This window comes from Dokdonia pacifica (assembly GCF_900188275.1).
In the GTDB taxonomy this organism is placed as follows: Bacteria; Bacteroidota; Bacteroidia; order Flavobacteriales; family Flavobacteriaceae; genus Dokdonia; species Dokdonia pacifica.
Genome location: NZ_FZNY01000005.1, coordinates 198650 through 216397 on the forward strand (window position 1 = coordinate 198650; position 17748 = coordinate 216397).

The 17748-nt window shown below is 34.6% G+C and carries 14 protein-coding genes; 12 read left to right on the forward strand and 2 right to left on the reverse strand.

The genetic code is table 11. The features are described from left to right. Positions 1-117: 117 nt before the first annotated feature. The 5 genes from CHB80_RS15595 to CHB80_RS15615 all read left to right on the forward strand — a co-directional run bounded on the left by CHB80_RS15595 (position 118) and on the right by CHB80_RS15615 (position 7370). Positions 118-657, forward strand: a complete 540-nt coding sequence (locus CHB80_RS15595) for an RNA polymerase sigma factor (protein ID WP_089372433.1) — start codon at positions 118-120, stop codon at positions 655-657. Further along, complete coding sequence (locus tag CHB80_RS15600) at positions 654-1280, forward strand: HEAT repeat domain-containing protein (protein WP_089372434.1); 627 nt, start codon at positions 654-656, stop codon at positions 1278-1280. Before CHB80_RS15595 ends, CHB80_RS15600 begins: the two co-directional genes overlap by 4 nt. A gap of 11 nt (positions 1281-1291) precedes the next feature. Continuing rightward, positions 1292-2218, forward strand: a complete 927-nt coding sequence (locus tag CHB80_RS15605) for a DUF4097 family beta strand repeat-containing protein (protein ID WP_089372435.1) — start codon at positions 1292-1294, stop codon at positions 2216-2218. A gap of 77 nt (positions 2219-2295) precedes the next feature. Then, complete coding sequence (locus CHB80_RS15610; protein WP_089372436.1) at positions 2296-3741, forward strand: serine hydrolase; 1446 nt, start codon at positions 2296-2298, stop codon at positions 3739-3741. 398 nt (positions 3742-4139) lie between these two features. Next, on the forward strand, positions 4140-7370 hold the full coding sequence (locus CHB80_RS15615) for a VPS10 domain-containing protein (RefSeq protein WP_089372437.1): 3231 nt from the start codon (positions 4140-4142) through the stop codon (positions 7368-7370). Positions 7371-8078: 708 nt separating this feature from the next. On the opposite strand, the gene CHB80_RS15620 is transcribed toward CHB80_RS15615, so the two are convergent. Beyond that, on the reverse strand, positions 8079-8432 hold the full coding sequence (locus tag CHB80_RS15620; RefSeq protein WP_089372438.1) for a 4Fe-4S dicluster domain-containing protein: 354 nt from the start codon (positions 8430-8432) through the stop codon (positions 8079-8081). A 62-nt stretch (positions 8433-8494) separates the two neighbouring features. On the opposite strand from CHB80_RS15620, the gene CHB80_RS15625 reads away from it, so the two are divergent. The 3 genes from CHB80_RS15625 to CHB80_RS15635 all read left to right on the forward strand — a co-directional run bounded on the left by CHB80_RS15625 (position 8495) and on the right by CHB80_RS15635 (position 11733). Next, the gene (locus tag CHB80_RS15625) at positions 8495-9562 is read left to right on the forward strand and encodes an acyl-CoA reductase (protein ID WP_089372439.1); all 1068 of its coding nucleotides are present in this window, start codon (positions 8495-8497) and stop codon (positions 9560-9562) included. 79 nt (positions 9563-9641) lie between these two features. Next, positions 9642-10706: a 3-phosphoserine/phosphohydroxythreonine transaminase gene (serC, locus tag CHB80_RS15630; protein WP_089372440.1), complete on the forward strand. Its 1065-nt coding sequence runs from the start codon at positions 9642-9644 to the stop codon at positions 10704-10706. 76 nt (positions 10707-10782) lie between these two features. Then, a complete protein-coding gene (locus CHB80_RS15635; RefSeq protein WP_089372441.1) occupies positions 10783-11733 on the forward strand; it encodes a D-2-hydroxyacid dehydrogenase in 951 nt (316 codons plus the stop codon). Between the two features lie 77 nt (positions 11734-11810). Here CHB80_RS15635 and CHB80_RS15640 read toward each other — a convergent pair whose 3' ends face one another. After that, a complete protein-coding gene (locus tag CHB80_RS15640; RefSeq protein WP_089372442.1) occupies positions 11811-12032 on the reverse strand; it encodes a hypothetical protein in 222 nt (73 codons plus the stop codon). 318 nt (positions 12033-12350) lie between these two features. Between CHB80_RS15640 and CHB80_RS15645 the strand changes: the two genes are divergently transcribed. The 4 genes from CHB80_RS15645 to CHB80_RS15660 all read left to right on the forward strand — a co-directional run bounded on the left by CHB80_RS15645 (position 12351) and on the right by CHB80_RS15660 (position 17717). Then, positions 12351-12983 carry a DUF937 domain-containing protein gene (locus CHB80_RS15645; RefSeq protein WP_089372443.1) on the forward strand — a complete coding sequence of 211 codons (633 nt, stop codon included), beginning with the start codon at positions 12351-12353 and terminating at the stop codon, positions 12981-12983. A 152-nt stretch (positions 12984-13135) separates the two neighbouring features. After that, complete coding sequence (locus CHB80_RS15650; protein WP_089372444.1) at positions 13136-14260, forward strand: helix-turn-helix domain-containing protein; 1125 nt, start codon at positions 13136-13138, stop codon at positions 14258-14260. Between the two features lie 110 nt (positions 14261-14370). Beyond that, positions 14371-15813 (forward strand): S41 family peptidase, encoded by a 1443-nt coding sequence (locus CHB80_RS15655; RefSeq protein WP_089372445.1) that lies wholly within the window; start codon positions 14371-14373, stop codon positions 15811-15813. Further along, entirely contained in the window at positions 15810-17717 is a 1908-nt protein-coding gene (locus tag CHB80_RS15660; protein WP_089372446.1) for a S9 family peptidase, read from the forward strand. Before CHB80_RS15655 ends, CHB80_RS15660 begins: the two co-directional genes overlap by 4 nt. The last annotated feature ends 31 nt before the right edge of the window (positions 17718-17748 follow it).

Below are 17748 nucleotides of genomic sequence, written 5' to 3' on the forward strand. Positions count from 1 at the left end.
AGCTCCCCCACTTTCCCAAAACATTTCCATAACTTTAATCGGTACCCATCACTTTTTTTTGCGACACTTTTAAAAAAAGTACGTTATTATAATAAACCAACACATCAAAACCGATTTTTGGAACAATCAGAGTTAATAGAAGCATGTAAAAACAATAACCTAAAAGCACAAATGCAGATCTATCTTAATTATAAAGATATGCTGTACAATGTGAGTTTTAGAATTGTAAAGAGCCAACAAGATGCACAAGACACCGTGCATGATGCTTTTATCAAAGCGTTCCAGAATATTTCTAAACTTGAAGACCACCATCACCTAGGGCCCTGGTTAAAACGTATTGTGATTAATTGCTCTTTAGATTTCTTACGAAAGAAAAAGAAATTAGATGGATTACAAGACTCGGTAACGCTTCAAGAAGAGGAAGAAGAAGACACAGATACCTTTGAAGAGACGTCTTTAAAAGTAGCACAAATTAAAAAAGCAATCCATGCATTAAAAGACAAATACCGAATCATTTTGGTACTGTACCTCATCGAAGACTATTCGCATAGAGAAATCGCAGAACAATTAGACTTAAATGAAAGTACTGTACGTAACCAATACAGACGAGGAAAGCGTCTTTTAATACAACAATTGCAAAAAAATGTAGAAGTATGAGTGTAGAAGATTTTATTAAGAAGCATAAAAAAGCATTTGACGATCAGGAAATGCCCAACAATGCAACGCTAGATTTTGAAGCGAGACTGAAAAAAGAGTTGCATACATCTAAGCCTTCAAAACCAGTGAGAATGATACGATACCTATCCATTGCGGCAAGTGTGGTGATCGTACTAACACTTGGATATTTCTATAACCAAAACAAAAAAGAACAATTAGAAATTAGAGATAATCTGGTGCTTGCTTTAGGAGAAGATCAAACCAATAGCACACGTTTACAAGCCATCTATGACATCGAAGATCAATACCAAAATCAAGAAGAAGATGAAAAAATACTCCATGCCTTTTTTAAAATTCTAAAAGAAGATTCCGATAGCAATTCTAAAATAGCTGTGATTGATGCCCTTTTAAAGTTTCCGAATAATCAACTAGTGCGAAACAACCTTATTGAAGCCTTGGAAACAGAGAAAGAACCCTTAGTACAGCTAAAACTTATAAAATCGGTTTCTATTTTAAGAGAACAACGAGCCAAGGAACCACTTAAAAAAATTATAGAAAACAAAGAATCATTACCCTTAGTAAAAGGGAACGCATCTGCCTCATTGGCGATGTTAAATCAATAAAAACGAACAAAATGAAACATATAATCACAGTAATGACCTTCCTTTTCATCATAGGAACTGGATACGCGCAAAAGAATGAAAAACGCATTGCCTTTACAAAAGGAACCTTAAAAATATGCACCACCTCTAATATGACCATTAGTGGTTATGACGGTGATGAAGTCATCATCAAAAGCCTTAATAGTAATGCAAACTATGCCTATTATAACCGTTACGGTGAAAAACTAAACAATATAAAATCATCAGACTCTTTGGTATTTAGATATAAAACTTTTTTTAATGAAGCAGAAAATAAAGAGCTGGAAGAAGGGCTGACACCACTAGGAAATAAATCAAACAATCCTGCTGACAATTTATATTTAGACATTACAGAAAAGCCAGGAGAGTTAATTATCAAAGATTATAATGCCACGTCTAATAACACGGGAATCATAAATGCAGTTCATTTTAATAACAAATATGAAATGCTCATCCCTAACTCGGTAAAACTATTATGGAATACAGATGGGTGTAAAAAAACCAATTCAAATACCTTTTTTATAACATCAGGCTCTAATGCTTGGGAACTATCCGATTTTAAAGGCGAAGCCGAAATATCTACTTCCTATCGTTCTATCAATCTAACCGATGTGAGTGGTCCTGTAATCGCTAATACGATAGGAGGAAATATAAAAGTGGTTTTTGATAAAGTATCACCTACAAATTTATATTCACTTATCAGTAATGACGGATACATCGATATGTCATTACCTCAAAATGCTAATGTACAACTAGATGCCACTGGAAATCGCATTTTAAGTGATATTGACTTTAAGGTTTTAAATGAAGATCTCACCGAATTTGATGGAAAACGAATGCGACTCCAATTAAATGGAGGCAAAACCAACATAAAACTAGATGCAAGCTCAGGAAGTATTTATCTTAGAAAGAGCAAATAGTACGTTCTAGAAAATAGCATCTTATCATTTTCAATAGAAGCTATATATACGATCATCAATCACTAAAAGCAAACAGCATGCGTATTCCATATATTCTTACGGCCCTATTCGTACTATTAAACAGTTATGTGAGTCAATCGCAAGAAGATCAAAAGCAATTAGAAGAGAGAATTGCTCGAATCGAAAATGGTCTTCAATCCAATTTACAAATACAGTATGGCGATAGTATAAGCATACAGTATTATACTATTGAAGATCGAATGAAGGAGTTAAACATTCCTGGATTGAGCATTGCCGTAATGAATAATGGCGTTATCGAATGGGCAAAAGGATATGGAATCGCAGATAGTACAGAAAATCGTAAAGTAACCACAGAAACTCTATTCCAAGCCGGCTCTATCAGTAAACCTGTAGCCGCCACAAGAATACATCAATTGGTAGAAAAAGGAGTCATCAATTTAGATACCGATGTAAATAAATATCTAAGCAGTTGGAAAGTACCCGATAATGAGTTTACAAAAACAAAAAAAGTAACCCCACGCGGACTCCTAACGCATGCTGCAGGACTCACCGTACATGGATTCCCCGGCTATACTAGAAGTGATGCCATCCCAAGTGTCGTTGATATTTTAGATGGTAAAGGAAATACAGGTCCTGTAGAAGTATTTAGAGTGCCTGGCGAAGGCTGGAAATACTCTGGAGGTGGTTATACCATTATGCAATTGATGATTACGGATATTGAGCAAACAGAATTTTCAGACATTATGCAAGAACAGGTGCTAGACCCATTAGGAATGACCAATAGCACGTATAGCAACCCATTACCCAAACAATATCATGCCCTAGCTGCCACAGGACACTATGCAGATGGAACATCTGTTGAAGGCAAGTGGCATGTATATCCGGAAATGGCTGCGGCAGGTCTTTGGACCACACCATCTCAATTGGTTTTATGGACCAAAGAAATACAAGAAACCTTACAAACACAAAAAGATGGATTCCTAAAAGCACAAACAATTAACGATATGCTCACAGAATACCGAGGAAATCAAGGACTAGGACCCTATGTTCTTGAACATACCTTCGGTCATGGTGGCGCAGATGAAGGGTTTCGCGCAGATCTAAGAGCTTGGAAAGAACAACCTATTTCTGTAGCAATGATGTCTAATTCTGATAATGGAAGTGCCATCATGCAAGAGATCTTTTTAAGTATCGCAAAAGAATATAACCTACCCGATGTATACCCTAGAAAGAGAGTATTTAATAAGCAATCACAGAAAGAATTAGAACGATTCATAGGAAATTATAACTTCCCCAATAATGGAGATGCTATCATTAAGATAAAAGATAATGGCTTAGAGTTTAATGGAGACATATTCCAAGGACCGGGGGTTTTCTTATTACCTGAAACAGATAGCTTATTCTTTAATCAAGAAACTGGCACCTATTATGAATTTGAATTTGAAAATGACACCGTCATAAGCGTACAATTTTCACGTTATAAAGCGAAAAAAATTAAGTAAAACAGATATCTATTTATGGATACTTTATACGCTCCTGCCTGCCGGTGAGGCAGGTTCGCGAAATGTCACTGTATACGCTTTCGCGAAAGCGTATACAACAATAATTCATTTCTACTCATTATAGCAGGAACACTTTAAGTAAGACATTTTCCCATCCATCATTCATCAAATACCAAAACTTCGTTAAAATTCAACCTTATTAACAAAAGCCTTCAACCCATTTTTGTAATTTTAGGAGTTATGAGATTGTTTTTAAAAGTCTTTACGACGTCATTCTGAAATGAATTCAGAATCTCACAGGTATGATTCACATAATGGGATCCTGAATCAATTTCAGGATGACAACCATAAAAGTTTTAGATGATCTCATAGAATAATCACTAAAACCACACCAAAAAATGAAGATTGCTTTCAACTATCTCATGCTATTCCTATGCGCGGTTAGCATGACGCTTCATGCGCAAGAAAAACCAAAAAATCCGTATAGCGGTTTAGAATTTAGAAACATTGGTCCAGCGATGACCTCTGGAAGAATTGCAGATATTGCTATTCATCCAGAAAATGAAAACGTATGGTACGTTGCCGTAGGATCTGGAGGTATCTGGAAAACAACGAATTCCGGAACGACTTGGAAATCACTATTTGATAATGAAAAAGTCTACTCCATGGGATGCATCACTATTGATCCTAACAATCCAAGTACCATCTGGGCAGGATCAGGAGAAAATGTAGGCGGACGCCATGCAGGATTTGGTGATGGGATTTATGTAAGTCATAATGATGGGAAATCATGGAAGAATATGGGGTTAGAAAACTCAGAACATCTTTCCAAAATTATTGTCCATCCAGAAAATTCAGATATTATATGGGTCGCTTCTCAAGGGCCGCTTTGGAGTAAAGGCGGTGATCGTGGGGTGTATAAAACGACTGACGGCGGTAAAAATTGGAAACGCACCTTAGGAGATGAGGCTTGGGTAGGCGCTACCGATTTACTTATAGATCCAAACAATTCAGATGTACTCTATGCTGCTACGTGGCAAAGACATCGTACGGTAGCAGGTTATTTAGGAGGTGGTCCTGGATCAGGATTACACAAAAGTACCGATGGAGGAGAAACCTGGAAACCATTAAAAAGTGGGATTCCAAAATCCAACCTTGGAAAAATAGGACTCGCTATGTCTCCTTTTAATTCTGAAGTGATTTATGCAGCTATCGAATTAGACAGAAGAAAAGGGGGTGTCTTTATGACTAAGAACGGAGGAACTACGTGGACCAAACAATCAAATGCAGTTTCTGGAGGAACAGGACCTCACTATTATCAAGAAATTATTGCATCACCTCATTATGAAGGGACCGTGTATATGATGAATAATGCGGCATTGATCTCTACCGATCATGGGAAGACCTTCACCAATATGAAAAGATCCAATCAGCATAGTGATAGCCATGCATTGGTATTTAAAAAATCTGACCCTAATTACTTATTAATCGGAACCGATGGAGGGCTCTATGAAAGTTTTGACAATACCAACAGCTGGAAATATGTACGCAACCTACCGATTACCCAATACTTCAAAATTGCAGTAGATGATGCCCTCCCCTTTTACAATGTATACGGAGGAACCCAAGATAACGGATCGCATTCAGGTCCTTCCAGAACCATTAGCTCTGATGGAATTGCTAGTGCCGACTGGTGGAAAACCTTAGGTGCCGATGGTGCACAAACCGCTACAGAGCCTGGGAATCCTGATATAAGTTATGGAGAATTCCAGCAAGGAGCTTTATGGAGAATCGATCATAAAACTAGAGAAACGGTGTTTATTCAACCACAAGCAAGAGAAGGAGATCCTTTTGAGCGTTTTAATTGGGATGCGCCTATTGTGGTGAGTTCACATAATCCGAAAAGACTCTATTTTGCATCACAACGCGTTTGGAAATCTGAAAACAGAGGTGATGGTTGGGAACCTATCTCTGGAGATTTAACCTTGAATCAAGAACGTGTGACCTTCCCGTATTATGACAAACCTCAAAGTTGGGATAATGCGTGGGATGTATATGCCATGTCAAATTACAATACGATTACCTCATTAGCCGAGTCGCCAAAACAAGAAGGACTGCTCTATGCAGGTACCGATGATGGTTTGATTCAAGTGACAGAAAATGGAGGTGCAACTTGGTCAAAATTTACACTAAATAATATCAAAGGCGTTCCAGAAACTCCTTTTGTAAATGATGTACGCGCCGATTTATTTGATGCCAATGTGGTCTATGCAGCTCTAGACAATCATAAATATGGAGATTATAAACCCTATATCATCAAGAGTACAGACAAAGGGAAAAGTTGGAAACTCATCAACGGGAATTTACCTGAAAAATTACTCATCTGGAGATTGGTGCAAGATCACGTAAAGAAGGATTTATTATTTGCAGCGACAGAATTTGGTGTATACTTCACTAATAATGGCGGCGGTAACTGGACAAAGTTAAAAGGCGGTATGCCTACCATTCCGATTAGAGATATTACCATTCAACGTCGTGAAAATGATTTGGTAGCAGGATCGTTTGGTAGAGGAATTTTTATACTGGATGATATCACCCCTTTAAGAAATTTCGCGCCAAGCATGAACAATACAGAAGCAACGCTATTTCCTGTAAAAACGGCACATTGGTACCGACAACACAATCGTGTAGGAAGTCAAGGAGATGCCGAGTGGAAAGCAAAAAATCCGCCATTTGGAGCCAACTTCACATATTATATGCCTAATAAATTGAAGTCGATTAAAGATGTACGTAAAGCAAAGGAAAAGAAAGGCGATGCAAAATTCCCAGGATGGGAAGCGCTGGAAGCAGAAAATAGACAAGACAAACCTGCGATACTCTTAGTAATAAAAGATGCCAATGGTAATGTAGTAAATACGGTAAAAGGAACGAATAAAAAAGGCTTTAACCGTGTGAGCTGGAACCTATCGTATCCTCGTAAAAATGGAGAGCGATTACAAGCACCAAGAGGTCGTCGTGGCTTTAGAGGTGGTGGTGTGATGGCAACGCCTGGCAACTATACTGTAACCCTTGTAAAGCAAATAGATGGTACACAAACCGTATTACAAGGTCCAGCATCATTTACTGTAGCACCATTATTTGATGAAACAGCTTTACCTAGAAAATCCTATCAGGAAATCGATCGTTTTAGAGAAGCTACGTTTGCTTTTCAACAAGATTTAACTGCTACCAATATTGCTTTATCTAAAAGTCAGCAAAAGGTAGATGCCATGTTACGTGCGTTGAGCAAAGCAACTTCACCATCTAATGATTTATATACTCGTTTACATGACGCTAAAAACGCTTTATTAGATATTGATAAAGAACTACACGGAAATCCTGTAAAAGATGAGATTGGAGAACGCAATAACCCAACCGCTAGTGATGGAAATTCGTTAGGAAGATTTTTAGGCAATACCTACGGTCCAACCGATGAGCATAAAGGTTTATTAAGTAGAGTGCAAAGCCAACTTAAAAAAGTAAAAGCAACCTTACGTCCTATTGTAGAAACAACACTCCCTGCATTAGAACGTGATTTAAAAAACGCTGGCGCTCCTTGGATAGAAGGACAAGGATTGATTCAGAATTAAATCAATAGTCATGCTGAATTTATTTCAGCATCTCATAAAATTGAAAACCATGCTATTGAGACGCTGAAACAAGTTCAGAGTGACAAGTCCAGAGTAGGCACTAGAATAAATAAAAATTATATGATAAAAACAAAAGCGCCTCTGTTTGGAGGCGCTTTTTCTATTTAAGTGTTTTCTATTCATTTTCTTTGCTTGTCCAAAGAAAACGAACCAAAAGAAAAGACACTTTTTCCAAGGTATTTTTTCGCTTAAAGCGAAAAACCACAAAACTTCACCTAAATTTTTTCCAAGGCTTCAAAAATTTTTAACGGTAAAGCCTTGTTATACTGAGTAAAAAGAACGCTATTTAACTTACTTATCAACTAAAAAATGTAAAATCAAAAAAACGTCTATAAATGGAGGTGTTTTTTTATTGATTTAGAAATAGGTCTCGACTGTTCTCGACCTGGTAAATTATTTAATCTTGTCCCATCGAGCGCAGTCGAGATGTTTTTGCAAAATCATAATGAATCATACTTCATATCTTTTTCTATGTGGTATCTAAAGAAAAAAACTTCATACTGAATTTAGTTCATCATCTCATAATTGAAAACCGTTCTAATGAGACTCTGAAATAAATTCAGAGTGACGTATTCAAATGGATACGTACTAGTAAAATAAAAAACACCTCCATTTGGAGGTGTTTTTTGTATACATTAAAAATGTTTTTTAGCCTTCAGGATGCATAAACGCTTGTTTTCCGAGAAGTTCTTCTTCTGTTTCTACATGGTCATCATCAGGAACACAACAGTCTACTGGGCATACTGCCGCACACTGAGGTTCATCATGAAATCCTTTACACTCCGTACATTTATCGGGAATGATGTAATAAATTTCGTCGCTTACTGGCTCTTGAGCATCGTCTGCATTGACCGCATTTCCATTAGGTAGTATGACATCTCCTGTCAAACTTGTTCCGTCAGAATAACGCCAGTCATCGGCTCCTTCATAAATCGCTGTGTTTGGGCATTCAGGTTCGCATGCTCCACAATTTATACATTCGTCTGTGATGATAATTGCCATAGGTTCTTTTTTCAATAACTTTGCACAAAAATAATGCCTAGCCGTAGATTAGACAAGCACATATGAAATTACTAGAAAGAATTAACGCTTTTGTTCAACTTGGAGACTTTTTATCTCAATTTTCTAGAGCAGAAATATCCCAAAAAGAAGGAGTTGCTTACAACGATCTTTTCTTTGATGGCTTTCAACATCAAATCAAATTGGCTAGCGAACATAATGGTTGGTTTACTAAGGAAAATATCTTGTATGCCATAGAAGGATGGGCGTCATCGCTTACAGAAAAGCATCTTTCAGAATGGTTGACTCCATATGAGTCCGCTTTCGCGAAAGCGTATACCTCCAAAACCATTGCCGTGATCATGGCAGGAAATATTCCGCTGGTGGGTTTTCATGATTTCTTATCGGTACTCATAACGGCACATCAAGTTATCGTTAAACAATCGAGTAATGATAAGCACCTTCTCCCCTTTCTTGCGAAGTATTTGGAATATATACATCCAGATTTAAAAGGAAAAATCACCTTTACAGAAGATAAATTACCTCCTCATGATGCAGTGATTGCGACTGGAAGTGATAATACGGCGCGTTACTTTGAGTACTATTTTGGTAAGAAACCTAATATTATTCGTAAAAACCGAAACTCTGTTGCGGTACTTACTGGAAATGAAACTCCTGAGCAATTAGAAGCGCTGGCTGAAGATATATTTCGTTATTACGGATTAGGGTGTCGTAATGTGTCAAAACTATATGTTCCTAAAGATTATAATTTTGATGGTTTCTTTAATGCTATTTATGCCTGGAAAGATATTATCAATCAAGCAAAGTATGCTAATAATTATGACTACAATAAAGCGGTATACTTAATGAGTCTTTTTGATTTATTAGAAAACGGATTTTTAATGCTTAAGGAAGATGCAAGTTTTGGATCTCCTATTGCGACTTTATTTTATGAGCGTTACGAATCTTTAGAAATTTTATATAAGACACTAGAGGATCACAAAGACAATATACAGTGTATTGTAGGTGAAACGCTAGATATAGAAACCATTGCGTTTGGGCAGACACAAAATCCCCAATTGCATGACTATGCTGATGGTGTAGACACCATTGCATTTTTGTTAAAAAAATAGTGTATAAATTATCATATTATCAATGCCATTGTAGGTCATTTTAGGCATCTTTGCATTGTATTTAAAAATCAAATACTCAATGAAAAAGCATAATTTTAGCGCAGGACCTTGTATTTTACCACAAGAGGTTTTTCAAGAAGCTTCTCAAGCTATTTTAGATTTTAATAACTCTGGATTATCCATTTTAGAGATTTCACACCGTAGCAAAGATTTTGTTGATGTGATGGATGAAGCTCGTAATCTTGCATTAGAGTTACTAGGTTTAGAAGGATTAGGATATAAAGCATTATTCTTACAAGGAGGTGCAAGTACGCAGTTTTTAATGACTGCATATAACTTATTACAGACAAAAGCTGGATACCTTAATACAGGTACTTGGAGTGATAAATCCATTAAAGAAGCAAAGCTTTTTGGAGATATTATCGAGGTGGCTTCGAGTAAAGATGCAAACTATAAATACATTCCTAAAGGATTTGTATTACCAGAAGGATTGGATTATTTACATCTTACAAGTAACAATACCATTTTTGGAACACAGATCAAAAATTTCCCTGAAGTAGATTGCCCATTGATTTGTGATATGAGTAGTGATATTTTTTCGCGAAAGCTAGATTTTTCAAAATTTGATTTGATTTATGCCGGAGCTCAGAAAAACATGGGACCTGCTGGTACTACTTTGGTCGTAATACGAGAAGATATATTAGGAAAAGTAACACGTGCTATTCCAAGTATGTTAGACTATAAAACACACATTAGTAAAGGAAGTATGTTCAATACACCTTCTGTATATGCAGTGTATGTATCTATGCTTACTATGAGATGGCTTAAAGCGAAAGGTGGTATAGATGCTATAGAAGAGATAAATGATCGCAAAGCAGGATTACTATATTCTGAAATAGAATTAAATCCATTATTCACTGGATTTGCTGCCAAAGAAGATCGTTCTTCTATGAATGCAACTTTCTCACTTACAGATGGTGATTTGAAGGAAACTTTTGATGCGATGTGGAAAGAAGCAGGTATCAATGGCTTAAATGGACACAGAAGTGTAGGTGGATATAGAGCTTCTATGTACAATGCAATGTCACTAGAAAGTGTTGGAACATTGGTAGATGTAATGAGTGAACTAGAGCGTAAAGCGTAAGCAAGATTAATATAAATTGATTAACAGATTCCCGTCTTCACGGGAATGTAAATTACCCGCTTATGCGGGCATTACTATGAAAGTATTAGCAAACGATGGTGTTTCTCAAACAGGAATTGATGCACTAGAAAAAGCCGGATTTGAAGTAATTACAACAAAAGTTGCGCAAGAACAACTTGCTAACTATATCAACTCAGAACAGATTGATGTCGTATTAGTACGTAGTGCAACTACAGTTCGTAAAGAAGTGATTGATGCATGCCCAAGCCTTAAAATTATAGGACGTGGTGGTGTAGGTATGGATAATATAGATGTTGCTTATGCACGTGAAAAAGGATTACACGTGATCAATACACCAGCAGCGTCATCTGCTTCGGTAGCAGAATTAGTATTTGCGCATTTATACGGAAGTGTACGTTTCTTATATGCTGCAAACAGAGATATGCCTTTAGATGGAGATTCAAAATTTAAAGATCTTAAAAAAGCATATGCTAAAGGAACTGAACTGAGAGGAAAGACATTAGGAATTATTGGTTTTGGACGTATTGGACAAGAAGTTGCAAAAATTGCTATTGGATGTGGTATGAATGTTATTGCTAGTGATCCATTTATGGAAAAAGCAAGCATCGATCTTTCATTCTTTGATGGACAATCATTATCATTTACCATTGAAACAATTGCTAAAGAAGAGATATTAAAGCAATCTGATTTTATAACACTTCATGTACCTGCTCAGAAAGAGTATGTAATTGGAAAAGATGAGCTTGCGCTTATGAAAAATGGCGCAGGTATTGTAAATGCTGCAAGAGGTGGTGTGATAGATGAAGTGGCTCTTATTGATGCTTTAGATAAAGGGAAGTTATCATTTGCTGCATTAGATGTATTTGAAAACGAACCAAAGCCAGCAATTCAAGTATTGATGAACCCAAGAGTATCATTGACACCTCATATTGGTGCTGCAACACAGCAGGCACAAGATCGTATTGGTACAGAACTGGCAGATCAGATTATAAGTATCTTAAAATAATAACCTATGTGTATAGGTAAAAGAAAAAGCCACCGATATCGGTGGCTTTTTTATGTTCTAAATGAATGAGAATGGATTTACATCATACAGCTATGAATTCCCCATCCTTCGCCATCTTTACCACATGAATTAGGAGCACAACAAAGAGATGAGTTATTTATAATGGCATTATGACAATCTCCTTGTGTATCAAAGCATCCTCCAAAAGGGACTTGAGGATTATGATCTATCCCTCCTTTGATAGTTTGTTGCTCACTTTTACTTAACTGTTTTCCAAGATTTGAAATGTTTTTTAACATGATGAATATATTTTAAGTTATATACTAAAGAGGCTATATTCTCATTTTGTTACCTAATCAAATATGTTAAAAAACTACATGAATGATACACGAATAATTACATATAACAACTATCACAAGCAAGATTATAAAGAATTGTATATAAATAAATTATGAGTGCTTTGCATTATTTTCCAAATGAGTTTTTATGTATTAAGAATATAAATACCGACAAAAAGCATCATTTTATCGATAAAACGCATTTTTAGAAGCATCATCCTACTTTCCCTTAAATATTTCGTAAATTGAAATCAATTAATAACTTAAAACAATAAAAGGATGTCAGGATTACTAGACTTATTAAATAGCCCAATGGGAAAGCAGATTATTAGTGGAGTGAGCGGGTCTACAGGTCAATCAGAAAGTGATACAGGTAATTTATTAAGTATGGCAATGCCAGTACTTATGGGTGCCATGAAAAAAAATGTACAAACACCAGACGGAGCAGCAGGACTAATGGGTGCGTTATCAGGAAAACATGATGGTAGTATATTAGACAATCTAGGTGGCCTTTTTCAAGGAGGCGTAGATGAAAGTGTAACAAAAGACGGAGAAGGAATATTAGGACATCTTTTAGGAGGCAACCGTCCTAATGTAGAAAATGCTTTAAGCCAAAAGTCAGGAATGGATGCTGGATCTGTAGGTCAAATTCTAAAGGTAGCAGCTCCTATACTAATGGGTGTACTAGGAAAGCAAACAAAACAAGCAGGTGTAAATGATGCAGGAGGAATGAATGCACTATTAGGTGGAATGCTAGGAGGACAACCTAAAGAAAATCAAAGCTTAATTTCTTCTTTACTAGATGCAGATGGAGATGGAAGTATCTTAGATGATGTAGCTGGTATGGTACTTAACAGTGGAGGCAAAAAAGGTGGTCTTGGAGGATTACTAGGAGGTCTCTTCGGAAAATAAATCACAAGTAACTTAGTTTGATATTTAAAATCACACACTACTTCGGTAGTGTGTGATTTTTTATTTTAAAAAGACTTGAAAATTACTTTTATTTCTTAGCTGTAAACATAGAGTATTCTTTTGTAATTTGCGTTCCAACAATATATCCATCTATGGATTTTAATATATACCTCACTGTCTGGAATATCCTAATTGCTATATCAACTATCGTTGGGTTGACATTTGGAATATTATTACTATTTACTAATAGAAAAAATAAAGCGGCTAATCAATTTATGGCTATTGTTGTCATCATTATGTCGCTTTGGTTAACATGGGTATATATTGCAGATACAAAAATATTAGACTATTATCCTAGATTCACCTGGTTTCCAATTACTTCTTATCTATTAATTGTCGGACCTGCATTATATTTCTATGTTAGAAAGTTAATTACACCAGATTTTAAACTTAAAAAATCAGATTATCTTCACTTTAGTCCGCTCCTACTCGATATTACATTTCATGGACTTCAAGTATTCGATAGTTATCATTCTGGAGTACCTATTCATCGCACAAAAACATTTGAACTATTAAGCCCCATTTTACAATTAATGGCAATTATCTCTGTTGCAGTTTATGTCATACTATCAATCAAAAAAATAAAAACATTTACTTTATTACTTATTGAAAACTATAGCAATAGTGAAAAGTACAAACTTACATGGCTAAAAAGGATCGTTTACTTTTTTGGTATTATGTGGTTACTCTGGTTACCCTATACTTTTATAGACTATTTCTTTTTTGAGTATCAGTTAAATTTCAAATACTACTATCCATTATACTTAATTATGGGAATTGTTTCTGTCTGGATGGGAATGGAAGCTTTCTTAAGGCCTGAGTATATTATTGTACACTTAAAAGAACCAAAAAATAAAAAAACAGTAGTCATTCATGACTTAGAAGAAAAAATAGCCTGGTTACAAGAACAAATGAATCAAAATTTATTTTTTCTTAATTCTGAATTAACATTAAACACGCTTGCAGAAAACCTACAAATACATCCTAATCTCCTTTCCCGAATAATTAATGAAGGAACCAAAAAAAACTTTTCTGATTTTATAAATGAATATAGAGTACATACGGTTATAGAAAAAATGAAAAGTAAGTCCTATGAAAATATTACCCTTATTGGAATGGCTCATGAAAGTGGATTTAACTCAAAAACCTCATTTTATAGAACCTTTAAAAAGTTTACGAATAAAACACCTTCTGATTATTTAAAGTCAATAAAATAAGTGAATACGCAAGTAATAAGTGCCAAATTTATAATCTGGCACTTATTTTTAAAATTTGAAACGAGGCTTCTAATTTTTATTTAGGAGTATTGTAATATCAATATGGTATTATGAAAACTACTATTCTTTCTTTAGTATTAATCATCTTATTTGCTTGCTCTGAAAAACTAGATGAGCAATTGAAAAGTTCTCCGCTAGAATATACAATTTCAAAGGATAAAAAAGGTGTCAATACTAAGATACTAGGTGTATGGAAGTCTATAGGAAATGGTTATTATCTTGAAGCCACAAAAGATCATATTTTAGTATATAGTTATACCGAAAACTTCTGTTACAAAGAAAAAAATGAGTATCTCGAAGGGTTACTAAACTCTCAAAGTCAATTTATCAAATCTAAAGATACGCTTAGTATATATCTGACAGATTATGGTGAAAAAACAAAAGAGCTACAAACTAAAAAGGATTTTGTACGTATTGAGAGACTCCCAAGTCACTGCTTGAAAATAGATGAAATAAAATCACTTAATGTAAATGATTTACATAAATTATATTTAGAATCGCTTAAAGAGAATTACGCATTCTCTCAAAAAAGAAATCTAAATTGGGATTCTATATACAATACTAAAAAACATCATACATTAACTAAAGATGAATTATTTGAAACTTTAGGAAACATAGCTATACTTACAAAAGATCAACACACTAAAGTCATAGCTAACGATAGCACATCTTTACAATATCGTATAACCCCAACAGCAGAATTAGTTAAAGAAGCTTTCTATGAGCAATCAAAAATAACTAACCTCAATAATTACTACAATCTATTTTTTAAAACAAATTATAAAAACATCACAGAAGATATTCTTCAAGGAAAAGGGAATAAAATAGCAAACAATAAAATTGAATGGGGTAGTGTACATCAAGATATTGGATATATACATATTCATTCTTTTGCTGGTTTTTTTGAAGAACCCATTTCAAGAAAGCAACAAATAGATAGTTTAAATATGTATATGAAACACATCATTACTTCTTTTCAAGAGAAAGAAGCTATTATTATAGACGTTAGTTTTAATTTTGGTGGTTATGATGCTTCAGCTCTTACTATAGCTAGTTATTTTACAGAAGAGCCTGTTTTTGCATATACAAGTCAAGTCTTTAATAATGGTGAGTTTTATAATGAAGATGGTGTAATAGTATATCCTGCAAAATCTATTTCATATACAAAGCCCGTATACATAGTAATGACCGACATTAGTAGAAGTGCAGCTGAAGGTTTTGTCATGATGATGAGAGAACTACCAAATGTCACAATTATAGGTACAAATACCTTAGGGACGTTGTCGGGCATGTTAGGTAAATCTATAGGGCCTTATTATACAACGGTATCAAATCAAAGATTAATGACTCATAAACAAGAATATTATGAGGTAACAGGAGTTCCTCCAGATATAAATAAGATTATATTCTCAAAAGAAACTATTTTAAACAGTCACAAAATAGCTATTCAAGATATCATTAAGTCAACACTAATAATCGAAACGAACAAATGAAAAAACACCTAGCTATAATTGGGTTAATTATCTACTCTATAGTTTCCTATGGACAAGATAATATTGTTTCTCAAGGAATTACTGATTCAATTTATTCAAAAGAATATACAAAAGTCAATAAATATGCAAGTCAAGTTAACTACCCCCCTTTTATTGGTTGGAGTTTGGATAGTAAAAAAATGTTATTCAATGGTGGAAAGGTTATTTATTCAATGAGAAAACATACGTCTGAAATTCAAGAATATAAAGAATTTAGCCAAAATTTCAGTTCTTACCTTTCGCCAAATCACAAGTACTTTCTCTACCAAGAAGATGAAAACGGTAATGAGGACTATCAGCTATTTTTATATAACATTTCTACTAACACGAATAGGCCTTTATCAAAAAAAGGAGACAAAACTTACGACCCATTTTGGAGTTCTAACAATAATAAAATTGCTTATAAATCTAATAAAGAAAACTCTTCCAGAGTCGACTTATATATACGAGATATTTCTATAAAGAATAAAGAAGACCTTATTTTTAAGGGCTTTTCGGATGATGGCCAAGTATATGATTGGTCTTCTAATAAAAATCAAATCTTAGCTGTTAAGGTTATATCTGAGAATGATAAATTGCTTTATTTAATCAATGACACTTCTTATGAAATTGAACAAATAAATCCTAATGATACTAAAATTGCTTACTCAGATGCTAAGTTTATCCCAAATCAAAATGCTTGTTTAATAGTTTCAGATGAATTTTCAGAGTTTTTACAGCTTCATCATTACGATTTAGTAAAGAAAGAGTTCACGACTATTACTACAAATATCCTATGGGATGTGGAATCTATAACAATTGATAAACAAGGTCAGAAGGCCGCATTTAGTGTTAATGAAAATGGACTGTCACAACTTTACATTCTTGATATACCTACTCTAAAGTATACAAAAGTGAATAATTTCCCTGAAGGTATTATCCGAGATTTAATAATAAATCCAAAAGGAACAGAGGTTGGATTTAACTTTTATTCTAGCACCTTTCGTAGAAAAGTTTATGGTTATTCTATTAAAAAGAATATTTTAAATCAATATACAAGAAAGGGGAAACCACAAACAGATTCAATCGTTTTTATAAAGGCTGTCCCTTTTACATTTAAAAGTATTGACATTAAAACAAACAAAGAATATGATATCCCTGCATTTATCTATAAATCCAAAAAAGAATCTTCACCTGTGTTCATAGATATTCACGGTGGTCCTGAATATCAGATTAGAGCATATTTTAACGGGTTCTATCAATACTTAGTCAATGAACTTGGCATTACAGTAATAGTTCCAAACATTAGAGGTTCCAATGGCTATGGAAAGTCCTATATGAAAATGGATGATGGACTTAACAGAGAAAATGCAATCCAAGATATTGGAGGTTTACTCAATTGGATTACTCTTCAAGGCAATTTGAATGGAAATCGTGTTGCCATTCACGGAGAATCTTATGGCGGTTACGTTGTTCTTGCTTCACTTGCAAAATTTCCGAACCGTATAAAATGCGGAATCGACATTGTTGGTATTTCAAATTGGATTACTTACCTAAACAACACAAGTGATTACCGAAGAGATTTGAGAAGGGTTGAATTTGGAGATGAACGTAATACTGAAACATATCAATATCTAAAAAAAATTTCACCCTTAAATATGGCCAATAAAATAAATTCCCCACTACTAATTTTTCAAGGACAAAATGACCCTAGAGTCAATTACCAAGAAGCTGAACAGATGTATGAATCACTAAATAAGCAAGAAAAGGAAGTTTGGTATATTTTAGCAAAAGATGAAGGGCACGGATTCCATAAATACAAAAATTACTTATTGCAAAAAAATCTTACTATCTCATTCCTTAAAAAATACTTATCAATAGAATAAATACTATAATGAATTAAAAAACATCACTCAA